Annotated in this window: 17 protein-coding genes and 1 tRNA gene; 8 read left to right on the forward strand and 10 right to left on the reverse strand. The window is 38.0% G+C overall.

What is annotated here, in order from left to right; all coding sequences use genetic code 11:
* Nucleotides 1–73 precede the first annotated feature (73 nt).
* The 4 genes from GUU89_RS05005 (at nt 74) to GUU89_RS05020 (ending at nt 6,888) form a co-directional block, all read left to right on the forward strand.
* Nucleotides 74–2,899: a carboxypeptidase-like regulatory domain-containing protein gene (locus GUU89_RS05005; RefSeq protein ID WP_162126897.1), complete on the forward strand. Its 2,826-nt coding sequence runs from the start codon at nt 74–76 to the stop codon at nt 2,897–2,899.
* Nucleotides 2,900–2,910: 11 nt separating this feature from the next.
* Complete coding sequence (locus GUU89_RS05010) at nt 2,911–3,543, forward strand: choice-of-anchor J domain-containing protein (protein WP_162126898.1); 633 nt, start codon at nt 2,911–2,913, stop codon at nt 3,541–3,543.
* Between the two features lie 3 nt (nt 3,544–3,546).
* Nucleotides 3,547–4,878, forward strand: a complete 1,332-nt coding sequence (locus GUU89_RS05015; RefSeq protein WP_162126899.1) for a DUF5689 domain-containing protein — start codon at nt 3,547–3,549, stop codon at nt 4,876–4,878.
* A 108-nt stretch (nt 4,879–4,986) separates the two neighbouring features.
* Entirely contained in the window at nt 4,987–6,888 is a 1,902-nt protein-coding gene (locus GUU89_RS05020) for a S9 family peptidase (RefSeq protein WP_162126900.1), read from the forward strand.
* Nucleotides 6,889–6,939: 51 nt separating this feature from the next.
* Here GUU89_RS05020 and GUU89_RS05025 read toward each other — a convergent pair whose 3' ends face one another.
* Nucleotides 6,940–8,511: a T9SS type A sorting domain-containing protein gene (locus tag GUU89_RS05025; RefSeq protein WP_162126901.1), complete on the reverse strand. Its 1,572-nt coding sequence runs from the start codon at nt 8,509–8,511 to the stop codon at nt 6,940–6,942.
* A gap of 365 nt (nt 8,512–8,876) precedes the next feature.
* Here GUU89_RS05025 and GUU89_RS05030 point away from each other — a divergent pair, with 365 nt between their 5' ends.
* On the forward strand, nt 8,877–9,239 hold the full coding sequence (locus GUU89_RS05030; RefSeq protein ID WP_162126902.1) for a helix-turn-helix domain-containing protein: 363 nt from the start codon (nt 8,877–8,879) through the stop codon (nt 9,237–9,239).
* Nucleotides 9,240–9,272: 33 nt separating this feature from the next.
* On the opposite strand, the gene accC is transcribed toward GUU89_RS05030, so the two are convergent.
* The 6 genes from accC to pdxA all read right to left on the reverse strand — a co-directional run bounded on the left by accC (nt 9,273) and on the right by pdxA (nt 14,260).
* On the reverse strand, nt 9,273–10,619 hold the full coding sequence (gene accC, locus GUU89_RS05035) for an acetyl-CoA carboxylase biotin carboxylase subunit (RefSeq protein ID WP_162126903.1): 1,347 nt from the start codon (nt 10,617–10,619) through the stop codon (nt 9,273–9,275).
* A gap of 96 nt (nt 10,620–10,715) precedes the next feature.
* Nucleotides 10,716–11,201, reverse strand: coding sequence for an acetyl-CoA carboxylase biotin carboxyl carrier protein (accB, locus tag GUU89_RS05040; protein ID WP_162126904.1), 486 nt, complete (start codon nt 11,199–11,201; stop codon nt 10,716–10,718).
* A gap of 24 nt (nt 11,202–11,225) precedes the next feature.
* Nucleotides 11,226–12,224: a beta-ketoacyl-ACP synthase III gene (locus GUU89_RS05045; RefSeq protein WP_162126905.1), complete on the reverse strand. Its 999-nt coding sequence runs from the start codon at nt 12,222–12,224 to the stop codon at nt 11,226–11,228.
* A 157-nt stretch (nt 12,225–12,381) separates the two neighbouring features.
* Nucleotides 12,382–12,576 (reverse strand): 50S ribosomal protein L32, encoded by a 195-nt coding sequence (rpmF, locus tag GUU89_RS05050; protein WP_121312109.1) that lies wholly within the window; start codon nt 12,574–12,576, stop codon nt 12,382–12,384.
* Nucleotides 12,577–12,585: 9 nt separating this feature from the next.
* Nucleotides 12,586–13,128 (reverse strand): YceD family protein, encoded by a 543-nt coding sequence (locus tag GUU89_RS05055; protein ID WP_162126906.1) that lies wholly within the window; start codon nt 13,126–13,128, stop codon nt 12,586–12,588.
* Between the two features lie 85 nt (nt 13,129–13,213).
* Nucleotides 13,214–14,260, reverse strand: coding sequence for a 4-hydroxythreonine-4-phosphate dehydrogenase PdxA (pdxA, locus tag GUU89_RS05060; protein WP_162126907.1), 1,047 nt, complete (start codon nt 14,258–14,260; stop codon nt 13,214–13,216).
* A 60-nt stretch (nt 14,261–14,320) separates the two neighbouring features.
* Here pdxA and GUU89_RS05065 point away from each other — a divergent pair, with 60 nt between their 5' ends.
* The gene (locus tag GUU89_RS05065) at nt 14,321–14,911 is read left to right on the forward strand and encodes a riboflavin synthase (protein ID WP_162126908.1); all 591 of its coding nucleotides are present in this window, start codon (nt 14,321–14,323) and stop codon (nt 14,909–14,911) included.
* Between the two features lie 481 nt (nt 14,912–15,392).
* Here the strand turns inward: GUU89_RS05065 and GUU89_RS05070 are convergent.
* Nucleotides 15,393–15,466 (reverse strand) — tRNA-Ile (locus GUU89_RS05070).
* A 50-nt stretch (nt 15,467–15,516) separates the two neighbouring features.
* Nucleotides 15,517–15,918 (reverse strand): methylmalonyl-CoA epimerase, encoded by a 402-nt coding sequence (mce, locus tag GUU89_RS05075; RefSeq protein ID WP_162126909.1) that lies wholly within the window; start codon nt 15,916–15,918, stop codon nt 15,517–15,519.
* Nucleotides 15,919–16,082: 164 nt separating this feature from the next.
* Here mce and rbfA point away from each other — a divergent pair, with 164 nt between their 5' ends.
* Nucleotides 16,083–16,475 (forward strand): 30S ribosome-binding factor RbfA, encoded by a 393-nt coding sequence (rbfA, locus tag GUU89_RS05080; protein ID WP_162126910.1) that lies wholly within the window; start codon nt 16,083–16,085, stop codon nt 16,473–16,475.
* Nucleotides 16,476–17,678, forward strand: a complete 1,203-nt coding sequence (locus tag GUU89_RS05085; RefSeq protein ID WP_162126911.1) for an ABC transporter permease — start codon at nt 16,476–16,478, stop codon at nt 17,676–17,678.
* On the opposite strand, the gene dusB is transcribed toward GUU89_RS05085, so the two are convergent.
* Nucleotides 17,675–18,667 (reverse strand): tRNA dihydrouridine synthase DusB, encoded by a 993-nt coding sequence (dusB, locus tag GUU89_RS05090; RefSeq protein ID WP_162126912.1) that lies wholly within the window; start codon nt 18,665–18,667, stop codon nt 17,675–17,677. The two genes, GUU89_RS05085 and dusB, sit on opposite strands and share 4 nt — an antisense overlap.
* Nucleotides 18,668–18,743: the final 76 nt, after the last annotated feature.

Genomic DNA, 18,743 nt, shown 5'->3' on the forward strand with positions numbered 1-18,743 from the left:
AAAGATGTACATTTGTCGGCTGTTAAGTTTTTATTAAGGCTTGACTTAAGGAAAAATTAATTTTATTTTATTTATGAAAAAACTTGTTATTAGTACTTTATTTGTAATGCAAGTATTTTTTGTTTTTGCTCAAAACAATACTGGATTTACTGGTAAAGTATTAGATTCGAAAACACAAAAACCATTACAAAATGTAGTTGCTTCAATTCAAAACACCAGCCTAACCACTCTGACAGATGGTGCCGGTGTTTTTACATTTAAAGAAGTAGCAGTAGGCAGTCAATTATTACAAATTAAAAGTGCCGGTTATAAAGATCAGCTGCTTTCAGTAGAAGTAATTGCAGGAAAAATTTTAGATTTAGGTATCGTTGTTATGGATGAAGACATCACTTCAGAACAACAATTGAGTTTAATTACGATTACCGAAAATGATTTAGGAGATGACAACAGTGGTTCTGAAAGTACTTCAGGATTATTGCAAGCTTCCAGAGATGTTTTCCAGCAAACTGCCGCTTTCAATTGGGGACAAGCCCGATTCAGAGTAAGAGGTTTAGATAATGAGTATGGTACCACTATGATTAATGGTATCGTTATGAATAAAATTTATGACGGAAGACCACAATTCAGCAATTGGGGCGGATTGAATGATGCTACCAGAAATCAGGAGTTTACTTCGGGTTCAGCACCATCTGATTATACTTTCGGAGGTATATTAGGAACACAAGAAATCAATACAAGAGCTTCTATTTACAGAAGAGGAGGTAGAGTTTCTTTTTCAGGAACGAATACGAATTACAGTTGGAGATCTATGGGTACTTATGCTTCAGGTATGAACACCGAAGGATGGGCATTTGTGGTTTCAGCTTCAAGAAGATGGGCTCAGGAAGGGTACTTTGAAGGAACTGATTACAGTGCCAATTCATTGTTTGCCAGTGTTGAAAAGAAATTCAATGACCACCACTCTTTAGGATTCACCTCAATTTTTGCACAAAACAGAAGAGGGAAAAGCTCTCCAAACACCAATGAAGTTAATGACCTTAAAGGATTCCAATACAACTCTTACTGGGGATGGCAAAACGGTAAAAAGAGAAACTCCCGTGACAAAGAAGTTGAGGAGCCAATCAATATCTTAACCCACTATTGGAAAATAAACAACAACACTAATTTAAACACTAGTGTTTCTTATCAAATTGGTCATGTTGGAAACAGCAGATTGGATTATCAATTAGCCAACAACCCTGACCCAACTTATTACAAATATTTACCAAGTTATTTTCTGAATTCACCGTCATCTTATGACCCAATTTACGCTCCGGATAATACCACTATCATTGGTTACTCTAATCAAGATGCTGATAATGCCAGAGCTAAATTCTTAAACGACGGGCAAATTGACTGGAATGCTATGTATGAAGCAAACACAGCCAGTGTAAATGCCGGAAAAAGTGTTTATGCACTATATGAAGACCGTACAGATGACAAACAATGGAATGCCAATTCTATTATCAACTCAAGATTGTCGGATAGAATTTCTATGAACGCCGGAGTTAACTTCAGAAAATTGAACTCTCACAATTACCAAAAATTGACTGATTTATTAGGTGGACAATATTTCTTAGACGTAGATCCTTTTTATACAGGAGATGCAACACAATCAGATTTAAACAATCCGAACAGACATATAGAAAAAGGAGATACTTATGGTTACAACTATAACTTATTAGCCACGACTTTTGATGGGTTTACCCAATTCAAATTCAGCTATAAAAAAATAGACTTTTATTTGGCTGAATCTTTCTCAAGATCTCAATACCAAAGAGACGGTTTATACAGAAACGGTATCTACGCTAACAACTCTTACGGAAGAAGTGAAAAGAAAATTTTTGAAAACTTCGGATTCAAAGGTGGTTTGACCTATAAAGTGAACGGACGTAATTATTTCGATTTCAACGGAGCTTACATGACTAAAGCACCAAGCATGAGAAATGTATTCGCCAATGCCCGTATCAATAATAACATCACACCGGACATCAATAGCGAATCGGTAATGAGTGCTGACGCCAGTTATATCATTAAAGCGCCAAAATTCAAAGCAAGAGTTACGGCTTACTTTGCCAAAATTATGAATTCTACCGAAGTATCTTTCTTCTACGGAGAAGGTTTGTTTGATGAGGTAGCAGTAGGAGCTGGTAATGAAGATTCATTTATTAGTGAAATCGTTACCGGTATCAACAAAAAGAACATTGGCGGTGAATTTGGATTCGAATACCAAATCACGTCAACTATTAAAGTTTCAGGTTCTGCAGCTTATGGAGAATACAAGTACGATAACAACCCGAACTTAAAAGTAAATGACGACGGTCAGGCTTCTGCAACCAACTCAAATCCAATTACTGATTTCGGAAAAACTTATTTAAAAGGATACCGTCAATCAGGTATGCCACAACAAGCATACTCTTTAGGATTAGAATACAGAGACCCAAAATTCTGGTGGATTGGTGCTAATGTTAATTATTTAGCCGATAGCTATATCGACATCTCAAGTATTTTAAGAACAGATAACTTTGTTATTGAAGATCCGGCTAACGGAATTGGATATGACGGAGCTACTGTAGATGCTGTTAGTAAAGCGTTGAAACAAGAAAAATTTGATCCGGTTACTTTAGTTAACTTAGTTGGAGGAAAATCATGGAAAGTAGGGAATGATACTTTTGGTTTGTTTGCTAGTGTAAACAACGTCTTTGATGTTAAATACAAAACAGGTGGATTTGAGCAATCAAGAAAAGCAAACTTCCCGGAATATCAAGCAGACAATGCCAACGGAACCCCTTCTTTTGGTTCGAAATATTTCTACGGATACGGCAGAACCTATTTTGTTAACCTTTACATTAATTTCTAATAAAATATTCTATGAAAAAAATAGTTAATTTAAGCTTTGCCCTACTTGCTTTAAGTATAGCAACCGGCTGTTCAGGAGATTCGGAAATTGCACCGTATAAGCCTGTATTCTTCTCAGAGTCTTTTGAATCACGCCCTAGCGGAAGTGGCTCAAATGAAGTGCCTATTGCCATTGAAGGATGGACCAATTACAACGCTTTGGGATTAAGAAACTGGAGCTGCAAAGTGTTTGACAACAATAATTTTGCAGAGTTCTCTTCGTTTTATTCAACCAACGCTTCAACAAGCGATGATAACGACGAAGTATGGTTGATTACCTCAAAAATCGACTTTACAGCTACAACAAACGAAACCTTACTATTTAAAACAGAGTCAAGATTCTCGAACGGAGCACAATTAAAAGTATTAATTTCTACCGATTTTAACGGTACTACTGCGGGAATTGCAACGGCAACATGGACAGAATTAAATCCAACATTACCAACCGTTGATAATGTTTTTGTTGACAGTGGTTATATTGATTTAAGTGCTCCGGCATTTGAAAGCTCTAATGTTTACATTGCCTTTAAATATATTGGCAGCAAACCGGGAAGCAAAACAACTACATTTCAGTTAGATGGTATCAAACTATTTGAAAATAAATAAACTATGAAAAACGCAGTAAAACTTTTAGCATTATCGGTTTTCACAACATTATTTGTAGGTTGTGTAAACAGTGATACGTACAACACGCCCGATTTGAGCAGTGAATGTGCTACCATGACGGCTACAAAACAAGTTATTGATGTAACTTCTACCGCATTGGTGTATCCAAATTATAAAGAGTACACCGGTGAGGATATCATCGAAGCGTATGTTACATCTAGTGACGAAGGCGGTAACTTCTATAAATCCATTTCATTCGTTTCTTTAGACGGAACCAATGGATTCAGTATGCCAATTGATGACTACAATTTATACACCAAATATCCTCCTGGAAAAAAAGTGTACATTAACGTAAAAGGCCTTTTCCTTACCAAAGACTCTGGTGCACCGGTAATGGGAGCGTTGTACAACAACAACACTACTGATATTACAACGGATGATGAGGTAGGCAGAATTTCAATTATCAGCTATCAAAATATCATAACAAAAGCTTGTACCGGTAGCGTTAGTGAAAACTCACTAGTAAACAACGTAACGATTCAACAGGCTAAGAACGATTCGTATCTTAACAAACTTATTGAAATCAATAACGTACAGTTTACAGATATTTCAGTAGGGAAAACGTATTTTGATCCTACTATCAATAACTTAGGAAGTGCTACGAATCACCTTATCGAGGATGCAGCCGGAAATACCTTAACCCTAAGAGCAAGTCAGTATGCTACTTTTGCCGCTAACAAGGTTACCGGTAACAGCGGAACCATAAGAGGAGTTATGACAAAATTTGGTAGTACATATCAGTTTATGATTAGAACTATTGAAGATGTTAAATTAACAGAAGATAGAATGTTGCCTTTGTTTATGGAAACCTTTGATACTAATTTCCCAAATTGGGCTAAAGTTAGTGTAATCGGTAATGGACAGGTTTGGACATTAAACAGTGCCGGAAATCCTGGTAATTGTGCAGATATGAACGGTTATTCCAGTGGCCCTCAAGCCAACGAAGATTGGTTGATTTCTCCTGCAATTGATTTAACCAATGCGCCAACAGCTACTTTAACTTTCCAAACACTAAGACCATTCAACGGAAATAATCTTCAAGTATATGTTTCTACAAATTATGTAGCACCAAATCCGGCAACGCCACCGTTACCGACGACGGCTACTTGGACATTATTAGGAGGTAGTTTATCTACTTCAGCTACGGCTTGGAAAGATTCAGGAAACGTTTCTTTAAATGCCTATGTTGGAAACCCTAACGTTCGTATAGCATTCAAGTATACTTCAACTACTTCTGCTGCAGAGTGGAAAGTGGATAACGTAAAAGTTAAATAATTTTCGAAAGAAGATTTATATAAATGAGCCTCGAATTTTCGGGGCTCTTTTTTATACAACAAATTTATTAAATCACTACTTTTAGCCTTTCAATAAATCAATCCTACAATGAAGAAACTACTTTTTATATTCATTAGCACTATGACTTTATCAGCATCAGCACAAGAAGTGTTGTCTCCGGAAACCCTTTGGTCTCTCAACCGGGTAACAGCGTTAGGCATTTCCAAAGACGGAAAATCAATCGTTTACAAAGTGTCCACTCCGGTAGTTAAAGACAATAAGTCAAATTCCAAATTTTACACCATTCCGCTAACCGGCGGAACCCCAACCGAAGTAAAAGATACCAAAGACCTGTTGGCTGATAAAAACATCTCAGCCGATGGCAAATACATCCTGTCTTCTCAGGAAGTAAAAACCGAAAATGTGCTGGGGAAAGACATCTATGCCGATTTGCAAAAAGCAGATGCCCAAATCTACAACGGTCTTGATTACCGCCATTGGGATACTTGGAACAACGGTACCCACAACCACGTTTTTTATGCCGAAAATAAAGAGAAAGCCACTCCGATTGACATCATGAAAGACGAACCGTTCGACAGTCCGCAAAAACCTTTCGGAGGCGATGAAGATTATGTGTGGTCACCAAACGGCAAAAGCATCATCTACGTTTGTAAAAAGAAATTCGGTACCGCTTACGCCATTTCTACCAATACTGATTTATACGAATATAACTTAGAAACTAAAACCACCAAAAACCTAACAGAAAATAACTTAGGATACGACACCAATCCGGCTTTTTCTCCGGCAGGCGATTTGACTTGGTTGCAAATGAAACGCGATGGCTACGAAGCCGATAAAAACGACATCATCGTTCGTTTCAAAGGAATGGATATCAACCTAACGGCTGCATGGGATGGTTCGGTAGAAAGCTTCAAATGGAGTGCTGACGGTAAAAAGGTTTACTTTTTAGCCGCCGTTGACGGAACGCAGCAATTGTTTGAAGTCAACTTCCCTGGATTGACCAAGATTGCCGTTACAGTAAAACAAGTTACTTCGGGTGATTTTGATGTACACGATATTGTAGATGTGACCGGCGAAAATTTCATCCTGACACGTAACGATATGAACCATGCACTCGAAATCTATTCGTATAACACCAAGAAAAAAACGTGGTTCCAAATTACAGATACCAATAAAGATACTTACAGTAAACTGGCACTGCCTAAATTTGAAAGACGCTACGTTACAACTACCGATGGAAAGAAAATGTTAGTGTGGGTAATTCTTCCGCCTAACTTCGATAAAACCAAAAAATACCCAACTTTATTGTACTGCCAAGGCGGACCGCAATCGCCTTTAACCCAAAGCTACTCTTTCCGTTGGAATTTCTCTTTAATGGCCTCTCAAGGCTACGTTATTGTAGCGCCAAACCGTCGCGGGATGTACGGTCACGGACAAGAATGGAACGAACAAATTTCTAAAGACTGGGGCGGACAGGTAATGAAAGACTACCTGTCAGCTATTGATGATGTAGCCAAAGAAAATTATGTCGATAAAGCGCGTTTAGGATGCATAGGAGCGAGCTATGGTGGGTATTCGGTATATTTCCTTGCCGGAATTCATAATAATCGTTTTAAAACCTTTATTGCTCATGACGGAGTGTTCAATTTAGAAAGCATGTACGGCACTACCGAAGAAGTGTTCTTCAACAATTGGGACCACGGCGGCCCTTATTGGGACAAAAGCAATGCAGCAGCTCAAAAAACATTCAATGAGTTTAACCCAATCAAATTGGTAGACAAATGGAATACGCCAATCCTTATTATTCAAGGCGGTATTGATTTCCGTGTGCCGATAGGACAAGCCCAAGAAGCTTTCCAAGCAGCTCAATTACGCGGCATCAAAAGCCGTTTCTTATATTTCCCGGAAGAAAACCACTGGGTGCTTAAGCCTCAAAACGGTTTAGTATGGCAACGCGAGTTCTACAAATGGTTGAAAGAAACCTTATAACAAAAAAGCCCAACTTGAAAAAGTTGGGCTTTTTTGTTATAGTGGCGAATCTTATTCTTTAATGATTTTCACCACTTTCATTTCATCTCCCGAAACCACTTTTACAAAATAAGTACCGGTTGTATAGTTACTCATATCTTCGGTCACTTCCGATAGGTTATAGGAGGTCGTTTTCAATACTTGCCCTAAAACATTCAATATCGTAACGCTACTCATAGTCTTACCGGTCTTTAAATTCAAGCTGTTCTTAACCGGATTAGGTGAATAAGCCAATGTTAGTATATCATGAGCATCCACCCCCAATGTCACGTTTACCGTAACCGCCAATCGCGCCACACTTTCGACATCATTTATGGTTTGCGTAGCATAATAGGTAGTACCGTCAACCAAAAGAGTAGTTAAAGGTAAAGCATCTGGTGAAGTCAGTTTAGCCGAATTGCTGCTGACCGCTGTGGCATACCATTGTACATTGTCGCCCGAAACAACAACATCAGCCAGGGTGTCTCCGTCTGCAAAATCCTGTACATTAGGCCCATCAGGTGCCGGCACTGCCGACTCAACAATTAGTATAGTAACATTATTGTCACCACAGCCATTAGTGTCAGCTATAGTAACAAGATGGTAACCCAAGGCCACATCTTCAAATACCGGAATGTTTTGAAACGGCCCTCCATCCAAACTGTATTGATAACTGCCATAACCGGCACAATTTACCGTAATGTTTTGTACTCCGGATAAATTGGTCACAATAAAACTGACATCCGAAGCCGATCCGGAACGAACTACATCAAAAGTCGAATTTGTATCAATAAGGCTAGAACACCCCGAAGAGTTCGAAACAGCTATAACAGTGTAGATGTTATGAGCTGCACTTACATTGGTGATGACTAAATCAGAACCGTTTTGCCCACTTATATAGTTGTTGTCAATATACCATTCAAAAGTATAGTCGGGATTAGTAATGCCCGAAGATAAAACCAATCCATTCATAACCTCGGTACCATCCCAATCCACACAGGCTATAGTATTGCCGGTGATAGAGGTGATAACGGGCTCTGGTAGCGGGTTAACTATTAGGGTCATCGTAACCATCACAGCACACTGAGTGGCATCGGGTACAAAAGTATAGATAGTCGTATTCATGTTGTCAATAACAGCCGGCGACCAAGTTCCGGTAATCCCATTGTTTGAAGTAGTAGGTAATGGTGCTACACTGCTGCCTTGACAAACAGGAGCAATAGCAGAGAAGGTTGGAGTAATCGATCCAATGCTTATAGTATAGGAAGCCATGGCAGATCCCTCTGGCCCACTAGGGGTAGTATAAGTAATAATATAATTCCCTATTGCTGATTCAGCCGGATTAATTTCCCCGGTAGCACTATTAATGGCTAATCCGGTGGGAGAAGCAGTAAAAATCCCTCCCATATAATCGCCCGAACCTATCATGTCGGGTATTACCGATGGTGACGAAGCGCAATAGGGTGAGCCAAAATATGCTATGTTGACCGATGGTGGAATTTCATCAGCAGTAATGACATAATCTTTTTCTTTAGGTAACAATGGCTTTGCACTAATACTGCTAAAACTTGCCAAAACAATCAAAATAAATAATAGTATTCTCATAGCTAAATAGTTGATTTGTTTTCAAAGATATAAAAATTCTTATTCCGTGCCCTTTGTATGAAAAAAACACATAAAGTGAGCCTAACGAAGCGAAGCGAAATGAAAATAAATTTTCTACTTATATCAATTCACTTTCGGGTTTACGAAACTTTATTAGTACTTTTTGAATATCGTTTACTTCTTTTAGAATCAATTTTCCAACTTTACGAAACATGATTGGTACTTTTAGAATCAATTTTCCCACTTTACTAAACTCTTTTCCCTATTGACGAATTAATGTTGGTAGTTTTTGAATAATGTTTTGTGCTTTTTGAAACTTTTTTCCTAATTTTAATCTAACACATCATCTTTTAAATCAAAGTACCATGCTCATCTTCAACATCAAAAACCTTTTAAAAACCCGCCAAGTCGAAAAGCCTCATGCCTTTTTGGTCAAAGCAGGACTGTCATCACACTCCGCTCACAACATTCTCAATGCGCATTCCCGTGTCTACCGCTTAGACCACATCGAAAAGCTTTGTGAAATCCTCCATTGCGAACCCAACGACCTCTTAACCTATGTGCCCGACAGCAACAAAATACTAGCCGATAACCATCCGCTACACAAGCTCACCCCTAAAAACGAAGAGTTCGATTGGCAGCATACCTTAAAAACCTTGCCCTTAGAAGAGCTCAAAGAAGTAGCCAAGTTCATCAGTCAATCCAAACAAAACAAAGAGATAGAATAAAAAAAAGCCCCGCTTTTCGGCAGGGCTTTCTATTTATTGCGGATCGTTCATTTTAAAACTCTCCATAAACTTGGTAGTGTAATTTCCGGCTACATAATCCGGTTCTTCCATCAATTGTCTGTGGAAAGGGATAGTAGTCTTAATCCCTTCGATATAAAACTCATCCAAAGCACGCTTCATTTTGTTGATGGCTTCTTCACGAGTTTGCGCAGTCGTAATCAACTTAGCAATCATCGAGTCATAATTAGGCGGAATAGTATACCCGGCGTAAACGTGAGTATCTAAACGCACTCCGTGACCTCCCGGCGCGTGTAAAACGGTAATTTTACCTGGCGAAGGACGGAAATCATTATAGGGGTCTTCAGCATTAATACGACATTCAATAGAGTGCAATTGCGGTAAATAGTTTTTACCCGAAATTGGCACACCCGCCGCTACTAATATCTGCTCACGAATCAAATCGTAATCAATAACCTGCTCCGTAATAGGGTGCTCTACTTGGATACGCGTGTTCATTTCCATGAAATAGAAATTCCGGTGCTTATCTACCAAGAACTCCACTGTTCCTGCGCCTTCATACTTAATGAATTCGGCTGCTTTAACCGCTGCTTCACCCATTTTGTGACGCAATTCATCAGTCATAAACGGCGACGGAGTTTCCTCAGTCAGTTTTTGGTGACGACGTTGAACCGAACAATCTCTTTCAGATAAGTGACAAGCTTTTCCATAAGAATCACCTACTACTTGAATTTCGATATGACGAGGTTCTTCGATTAATTTTTCCAAATACATTCCGTCATTACCAAAAGCGGCCGCTGACTCTTGACGAGCGCCTTCCCAAGCTTTAAGTAAATCTTCTTCTTTCCAAACGGCACGCATTCCTTTTCCACCCCCACCGGCTGTTGCTTTCAACATTACCGGAAAGCCCATACCTTTTGATAATTCAAGGGCTTGTTCGTAGGACTCTAAAAGACCGTCAGAACCTGGTACACAAGGTACTCCGGCGGCTTTCATAGTAGCTTTTGCCGAAGCTTTATCCCCCATACGGTCAATCATTTCAGGCGAGGCACCAATAAACTTGATACCATGCTCCTGACAAATCTTAGAGAACTTAGCGTTTTCGGATAAGAAACCATACCCCGGGTGTATTGCATCAGCATTGGTAATCTCTGCTGCAGCAATAATATTTGACATTTTTAAGTACGATAAATTACTTGGAGGAGGACCAATACAAACCGCTTCGTCAGCAAATTTTACGTGCAAACTCTCGGCATCAGCAGTAGAATAAACAGCTACTGTTTTAATCCCCATCTCGCGACAGGTTCTGATAACGCGAAGCGCGATTTCACCTCTATTGGCTATTAATATTTTTTTAAACATTACTCTTAATTTGAGAATTAAACAATTTGAAAATTTGAAAATTGGTAAAGAATGTGATAAATCATTTTCAAATTATCACATCTTCAAATCTTCAAATTAAGAAGGGTCTACTAAGAATAAAGGTTGGTCGAATTCTACCGGCGACATATCATCAACTAAAATCTTAACGATTTTACCGGATACTTCGGCTTCAATTTCGTTGAATAACTTCATGGCTTCTACCACACAAAGAACATCTCCTTTTTGGATAGTACCACCCACTTCAACAAAAACAGGTTTGTCCGGAGATGGTTTGCGGTAGAAAGTTCCAATCATTGGAGATTTAATAGTAATATATTTTGAGTTGTCATCAGCAGCTGGTGCAGCGGCAACCGGGGCAGCAGCAACGGGAGCAGGAGCAGCGGCAACCGGAGCGGCCATAGCTTGTTGCATAGGAGCCTGTTGCACATAAGTGATGTCAGGTGTGTTTCCTTCTAAAGTAGTTCTGATTGTGATTTTTACATCACCTGTTTCCAATTTTACTTCAGCAACTCCTGTATTGGATACAAATTTGATCAGGTTTTGAATTTCTTTTAAATCCATGATTTGTTAGTTTTAGAATTAGTTTTATTGTTTGTTGTATGCCCATTTTAAGTAGATAGAACCCCAAGTGAATCCACCACCAAATGCTGCAAAAATTAAATTATCTCCTTTTTTTAGTTTGTCTTCAAAGTCACTTAACAGTAATGGTAAAGTGGCCGAAGTTGTATTACCGTATCGGTGAATGTTTACCAATACCTTTTCTTCGTCTAAGCCCATTCGGTTAGCTGTAGCATCAATGATTCTTTTGTTGGCCTGATGAGCAATTAACCAATTCACATCGTCTTTGGTTAGGTTGTTGCGTTCCATGATTTTTTCGCTAACATCAGCCATGCCGGAAACGGCATATTTGAAAACGGTTTTACCATCTTGGAAAACATAATGTTGTCTGTTTTGAACCGTTTCCAATGATGGAGGCAGTATAGATCCGCCGGCATCAATTTTAAGATATTCTCTTCCGATACCATCGCTTCTTAAGAACTCATCTTGTAACCCTAAGCCTTCTGTATTAGGTTCAAACAATACAGCACCAGCTCCATCACCAAAGATGATACAAGTAGCTCTGTCAGTATAGTCAATAATAGAAGACATTTTATCGGCACCAATCAAAAGTACTTTTTTATAACGACCTGATTGGATGTAAGCTGCGGCATTTGACATACCATATAAAAAGCTGGAACAAGCGGCTTGTAAGTCGTAAGCAAAAGCATTAACAGCGCCAATTTGTGAGGCAACATATACACCGGTCGAAGCCACAGGCATGTCGGGAGTAGTAGTAGCCATAATCACTAAATCGATATCAGCCGGATTGATATTGGCTTTCGCAATTAAATCCTGAGCGGCTTTGATGGCCATAAACGAAGTGCCTTTTCCTTTTTCTTTTAAAAGTCTTCTTTCTTTGATTCCGGTGCGAGTGGTAATCCATTCGTCATTGGTATCAACCATGGTTTCCAGTACTTGATTTGAGAGTACAAATTCCGGAACATAGGCTCCAACTGCGGTTATTGCGGCTGTTATTGTAGTCATAAATAGGGTATTTTTCTTGACGATTTTTTGAAATCGAAAAGTTGTGGAAATTACAAAAAAAAATTATACCGAGGGTATTAGAAATGGATATTTCTTAAAATTAAGTAAAACAAAAAACTCCCATAAAGTGGGAGTTTGTTTTGTCAAAAAAACTTAATTAGGCAACAGCTACTGATTTATCAATAACTACTTGTCCTCTGTAATACATTTTACCTTCGTGCCAGTAAGCTCTGTGGTATAAATGCGCTTCACCTGTTACAGGACAAGTTGCAATTTGAGCAACAGTTGCTTTATAATGAGTTCTTCTTTTATCTCTTCTTGTTTTGGAGATTTTTCTCTTAGGATGTGCCATTGTACTATATTATTTATCCGTTAATAGTTGTTTTAATTTGTCCCAACGCGGGTCAATATCATCTTCTTTTTTTGCTTCTTCTTTTATTTCTTTGACTTGTAATTCGTTTAGTTTTTGCAATGCTTCGGTTTGTAACGTTCCGTCTTTCACACCCGGATGAATCCTTTTGTGCGGAACCGACAATACAATCATTTCATAAATGTATTGTGCCAAATCAATTTGATGTTCGCCGTGTGGCAATATCAATAATTCGTCGTTGTCATTGTTGAATTCGTCTCCAAACTGAACCACCAATTTAATTTTTCCTTTGATAGGCAAATCAAACGGCTCTCCTGTTAAATCACAAGGAACATTTACGGTTCCTTTGTGTTTGAAGTTGATTTCGAGCATAGTAGATTTTTTTTCTAAAACTACTTCTACTGTTATATCACAACTTTCGAATTCATCAAAACTAAATTCGTCAAAGAACTTTTTGTTTATTGTAAACTCAAACTGATGTTTTCCTAATTTTAATCCTATAAAAGGAATTAAATATTCATTTGTACTTTTCATCTATACAACAATTTGACCCGACATTTCGGGAGTGCAAAGATATAAAATTATTGCAATTCCAATAACCTTATGAACATTTTTTTGTTTATAACTGTTTTTCCTTTGTTTTCAAAGGATTCTTGCTGATTTCCTGGTGTTGATTTCTGGAATTATAGATATCAATGGCAGTATAAACCGCTTCTTTGAATGAATTATAATCGGCCACGCCTTTCCCGGCTATTTCATAAGCAGTCCCATGATCGGGAGAGGTTCTTATTTTATTGAGTCCGGCAGTGTAATTTACGCCATTACCAAAGGACAAGGTTTTGAACGGAATCAGCCCTTGGTCATGATATGTAGCTATTACAGCATCGTATTTTTCATATTGATTGTTGCCAAAAAAGCCATCAGCCGCAAAAGGACCGAAAACCAAGGTTCCTTTTTCAAATAACTTTTTCAAAGTAGGTTTTAAGACTTCATCATCTTCTTTTCCAATCACACCGTTGTCACCGGCATGCGGATTTAAAGCTAAAACGGCAATTTTCGGTTTGTTAATTCCGAAATCCTGAATCAAACTGTGTTTAATGGTTTCGATTTTTTGAGTGATAAGTTTTTCTGTCAAATGTTTGGCTACTTCGTTTACCGGAATATGATCCGTTAGTAATCCCACTCTCAAATTGTCCTGAACCATCAGCATCAAAGCATTGCCTTCCAATTCTTTGTCTAAATAATCTGTATGTCCAGGGAATTTGAATTCTTCCGACTGAATGTTGTATTTATTAATAGGTGCCGTTACTAAAACATCGATTTGATTTTCTTTCAAGGCTTTGGTGGCAGCTACAAATGATTTTATCGCATACTTCCCGATATTTTCATCATTAGTACCAAAGTTTAAATCAACACCTTCACGCCAAATGTTTAACACATTTATTTTTCCGACTACTAATTGGTCTAATTTGTCAATACCATGAAGAGGTGCCGTCAATTCTAATGTTTTTTTGATGAAAGACAACACTTTTACATTGGCAAAAATAACCGGCGTACAAAGTTCCAACATTCTGGAATCTTCAAAAGTCTTTAGGATTACTTCGCTTCCAATACCGTTTAAATCTCCGATTGAAATTCCAACGATGATATTTTCTGCTTTTTTCATAAGAAGGACAAGTTATTTATTGCTAATTTTGAAGTGCAAATTTAGTAAAATAAAACCATAATGTTTACAGGAATAATTGAAACCCTCGGAATTATAAAACAGCTGCAAAAAGATAACGATAATCTACATATAACTGTTTCTTCTCCTATAACTCACGAATTAAAAATTGATCAAAGCGTTGCGCATAACGGAGTTTGTTTAACAGTTGTAGCTATAAATAATGATGAGTATACCGTAACGGCCATCAGAGAAACTATCGAAAAAACAAATCTTGGCGAATGGAAAACCGGTGATTTAATCAATTTAGAACGCGCCATGAAGCTGGGAGATCGACTTGACGGACACATTGTACAAGGCCATGTAGATCAAACGGGAGTTTGTAAATCAATTGAAGAAGCTAACGGAAGTTGGTATTTTACTTTTGAATACGATAGTAAATTAAACAACATCACCATTGAAAAGGGTTCGATAACCATAAACGGAGTGAGTTTGACAGTAGTAAATTCTAAAGCAAACGAATTTAGTGTTGCGATTATCCCGTATACTTATGAGCATACCAACTTTAAAACTTTTAAATTGGGAACCAAAATAAACTTAGAGTTTGATGTTGTGGGAAAATACGTAGCTAGATTGTATGCTTTGAAACAGTAAAGAAAAGATAAAGCACTAAAAGACAAAAAAAGCTTCCAATTAGTTGGAAGCTTTTTTGTTATTTGATTGTACTATTTTATATAACCCATAGGTTAGAGAAATCAAGGCTAAAAAAATAACTCCCCCGTCCAAAGGCAAACCTGGTGGCGGTGGCGGAGTAGATGGCGGTGGTGGTCCGGGTGCAGCAAAAGCGTTATTTACTGACAAGAAAAACACAGCCAGAATAATTATAATTCTATTCGGGACAATTTTCATAGTGCGTAAAAGTAAAAAAAAAATCTATTCTCCAAAATAATTACTTTCTAAATTCAATAAATTAATTGAAAATTAAACTAGCGACAGCCTTGGCTTTAAAGCTATTTTAAATTTCAATCACCAAATCGTAACCAAATCTCATTATCTATTAACGGGATTTTTCGGATTTTGGATTTAGGTGTTTTTTAAAACAATAAAGACCTCTAACTAAGAGGTCTTTATCTTGTGGTCCCACTTGGGCTCGAACCAAGGACCACCTGATTATGAGTCAGGTGCTCTAACCAACTGAGCTATAGGACCGGTTAAGAGGTTGCAATATTACTACTATTTTTTTTTCGTTGCAACTATTTTTATGGGATTTCTTGACAAAGCTCAATCAAAACACCGTTGGTTCCTTTTGGGTGTAAAAAAGCAACCAGCTTGTTATCAGCTCCTTTTTTCGGGGTTTCATTCAATATCGTGAAGCCTTCATTTTTCAAACGTTCTATCTCGGAAACAATATCGGCTACATCAAAAGCGATGTGATGAATGCCTTCGCCTTTCTTTTCCAGGAATTTAGCAATGGGACTTTCCGGATTTGTGGCTTCTAAAAGTTCTATTTTGTTAGGGCCATTCATAAAAAAGGAGGTTTTTACTCCTTCGCTGGCTACTTCTTCTTGCTTGTATGGCGGATTACCAAATAATTTTTCAAAAAGTAAGTTGGAGGTTTCTAAGTTGGCAACGGCTATTCCTATATGTTCTATTTTTCTCATCAGTGTAAATTAAGAAACAAAGTTAACAAAAATTCAAATAGTTTCTGTTTTAGCCCCGATCGCAGCGGCACCGAAGTAGAGCGGAGAGCGGGAAAATGGACAACTGATACGCCAAAACTCTCGCTTCTGAGTGTTATAAAAATTTAAAATTGTATTTTTGTGGCATGGAAACGAACAGACAGAAAAAAATTGGCAGTGTATTGCAAAAGGATTTGGTGGATATTCTTCAAGGGGAAGTGCGTAAAAACGGGCTGACCAACTTGGTGATTTCGGTTTCTAAAGTTAGTGTTACTACTGATTTGGGTGTAGCGCGCGTGTATTTAAGTGTTTTTCCTCAAGACAAAGCTCCAGAAATTTTGGCTGCCGTGAAGTCGAATATGCCTTTGATTAAACATGATTTGTCGCAACGAGTGAAGTTGCAATTGCGTAAAGTGCCAAATTTGGCTTTCTATATTGACGACTCTTTAGATTATATTGAGAAGATTGACAATGCTTTAGCCGGTAAAGAAAACCCTATTGAAAACCGCGACCTTTTAGACAAACGCAAGAAATTCTAAGTGAACTTCCCGCTTTACATAGCCAAAAGATACCTTTTTAGTAAAAGCAATAATAATGCTATAAATATTATTACTGGTATTGCTTCGGTTGGAATTATAGTGGGTGCGATGGCGCTGTTTGTGGTGCTTTCGGTGTTTAGTGGCTTGCGTGATTTTAGTTTGTCTTTCTCCAATGATTTTGATCCCGATTTGAAAGTCAATCCTATCTCAGGGAAATCTTTTTTTATTACTGCTGCTCAGGAAAATCAAATAAAAAACATTGATGGCGTTGCTTCATACAGTAAAGTTGTTGAAGAACGGGTGCTTTTCTTTTTTAAAGGAAAGGAGATGGTAACTTATTTGAAAGGCGTTGATGCTAACTTTACTAAAACAAACATCCTTTCTAAAAACAATATTTTTAACGGACAATGGCTAAAACCGAATACCTACCAAGTGGTCTTGGGTTATGGTATTTCACAAAAATTATCATTGGGGCTTTTTGATTTTAATAATCCGTTTGAGGTTTATGTGCCGCGAAAAGGCAAAGGTGTTATTGAAAGTGAGGAAGAAGCTTTTTATAAGTCGAGTTTGATTCCGGTGGGAATTTATGCCATTAGTGAAGATTTAGATAGTAAATATGTGTTTTGTGATTTGGCATTGGCACAAGAGTTATTGGAACTAAAATCCAATCAAATTTCAGGGGTGGAAATTAAATTGAAACCAAATACAGATGAAGCCACAGTGATTGAAAAACTCAAGACACTGTTTCAAAATAAGATTGATATAAAAAACAGAGCCCAGCAGAACGCTACATTATATAAAATGCTGAATACAGAGAATATTGCTGTGTATTTAATTTTTACTTTGGTGATTGTTATAGCGCTTTTCAACTTAATTGGCGCGTTGATTATGATGGTTTTGGATAAAAAAAGCAACTTAAAAACACTTTACAATTTGGGTTCCGAAATCAAAGATTTGAAGGAAATATTCCTGTTACAAGGCAGTTTGCTGAGTGTTTTAGGTGGAATTTTTGGTTTGATTTTAGGAATCATAATCGTCGTAGTACAGCAACAGTTCCAGCTGGTTATGATTACTGATTCTTTGGCGTATCCGGTAGTTTTTAGTATTCAGAATGTGTTGATTGTTTTTGCAACAATAGTCTCGCTAGGCGTTATCTCTAGTTGGATTGCCAGCAGTCGTGTGAGTAAAAAATTGTTGGATTAAACAAACTGGTAATTCGCGTAGGCATCTCTGATTTCCTCAAAAATTTGCAGCAAACCGTTGTGATCGTCAGTAGTGACTAAGCGTTGTTTGTATTCTTTAAAACCATGAATTCCTTTGAAGTAATTGGTGTAATGGCGGCGCATTTCCACTATGCCCAGACGTTCGCCTTTCCATTCCATCGACCAGATTAAGTGGTTGCGTGCCGCTTCAATACGGTCTTTCATCGTAGGTTGTGGTAAGTGTTCTCCGGTTTTAAAGTAATGTTTGATTTCGTCAAAAATCCATGGATAACCAATGGCGGCACGACCAATCATCATACCGTCTAAACCAAATTTATTCTTGTATTCCAAAGCTTTTTCCGGCGAATCAATATCACCATTCCCGAAAATAGGCATGGTAATTCGCGGATTGTTTTTCACTCGAGCAATGTGCGACCAATCGGAATGTCCTTTATACATTTGAGCACGAGTTCGTGCATGAACCGTTAAAGCTTGCACACCAATATCCTGCAAACGTTCCGCCACTTCGTCAATGTTGATCGAATTTTCATCCCAGCCTAATCGTGTTTTTACTGTAACCGGAAGATTGGTTCCTTTAATAACCGCTTTGGTCAAACGCACCATTAAATCCACATCTTTCAAAACACCGGCACCGGCGCCTTTGCAAACTACTTTTTTTACCGGACAACCAAAATTAATATCCACTAAATCGGGCTGAACGGTGTCAACAATCTTAGCTGACATTTCCATCGCTTCTTCATCACCACCAAAAATCTGAATGCCCACAGGTCTTTCATAATCGAAAATATCGAGCTTCATACGGCTTTTCATCGCGTCGCGAATCAGTCCTTCAGAAGAGATAAACTCCGAGTACATCAAGTCGGCACCGTGCAACTTGCACAATCTGCGAAACGGCGGATCGCTCACGTCTTCCATAGGCGCAAGTAATAAAGGGAAATCCGGTAATTGTATGTTGCCGATTTTTGGCATGTTCTTATTTTTTGGCAAAAATACTAATTTTTGTTGGTTTCGGCTTCCAATCCTTTTAAATCAAAACTTTGCCTTA

The sequence above is a fragment of the Flavobacterium phycosphaerae genome, assembly GCF_010119235.1.
GTDB classification, from domain to species: domain Bacteria; phylum Bacteroidota; class Bacteroidia; order Flavobacteriales; family Flavobacteriaceae; genus Flavobacterium; species Flavobacterium phycosphaerae.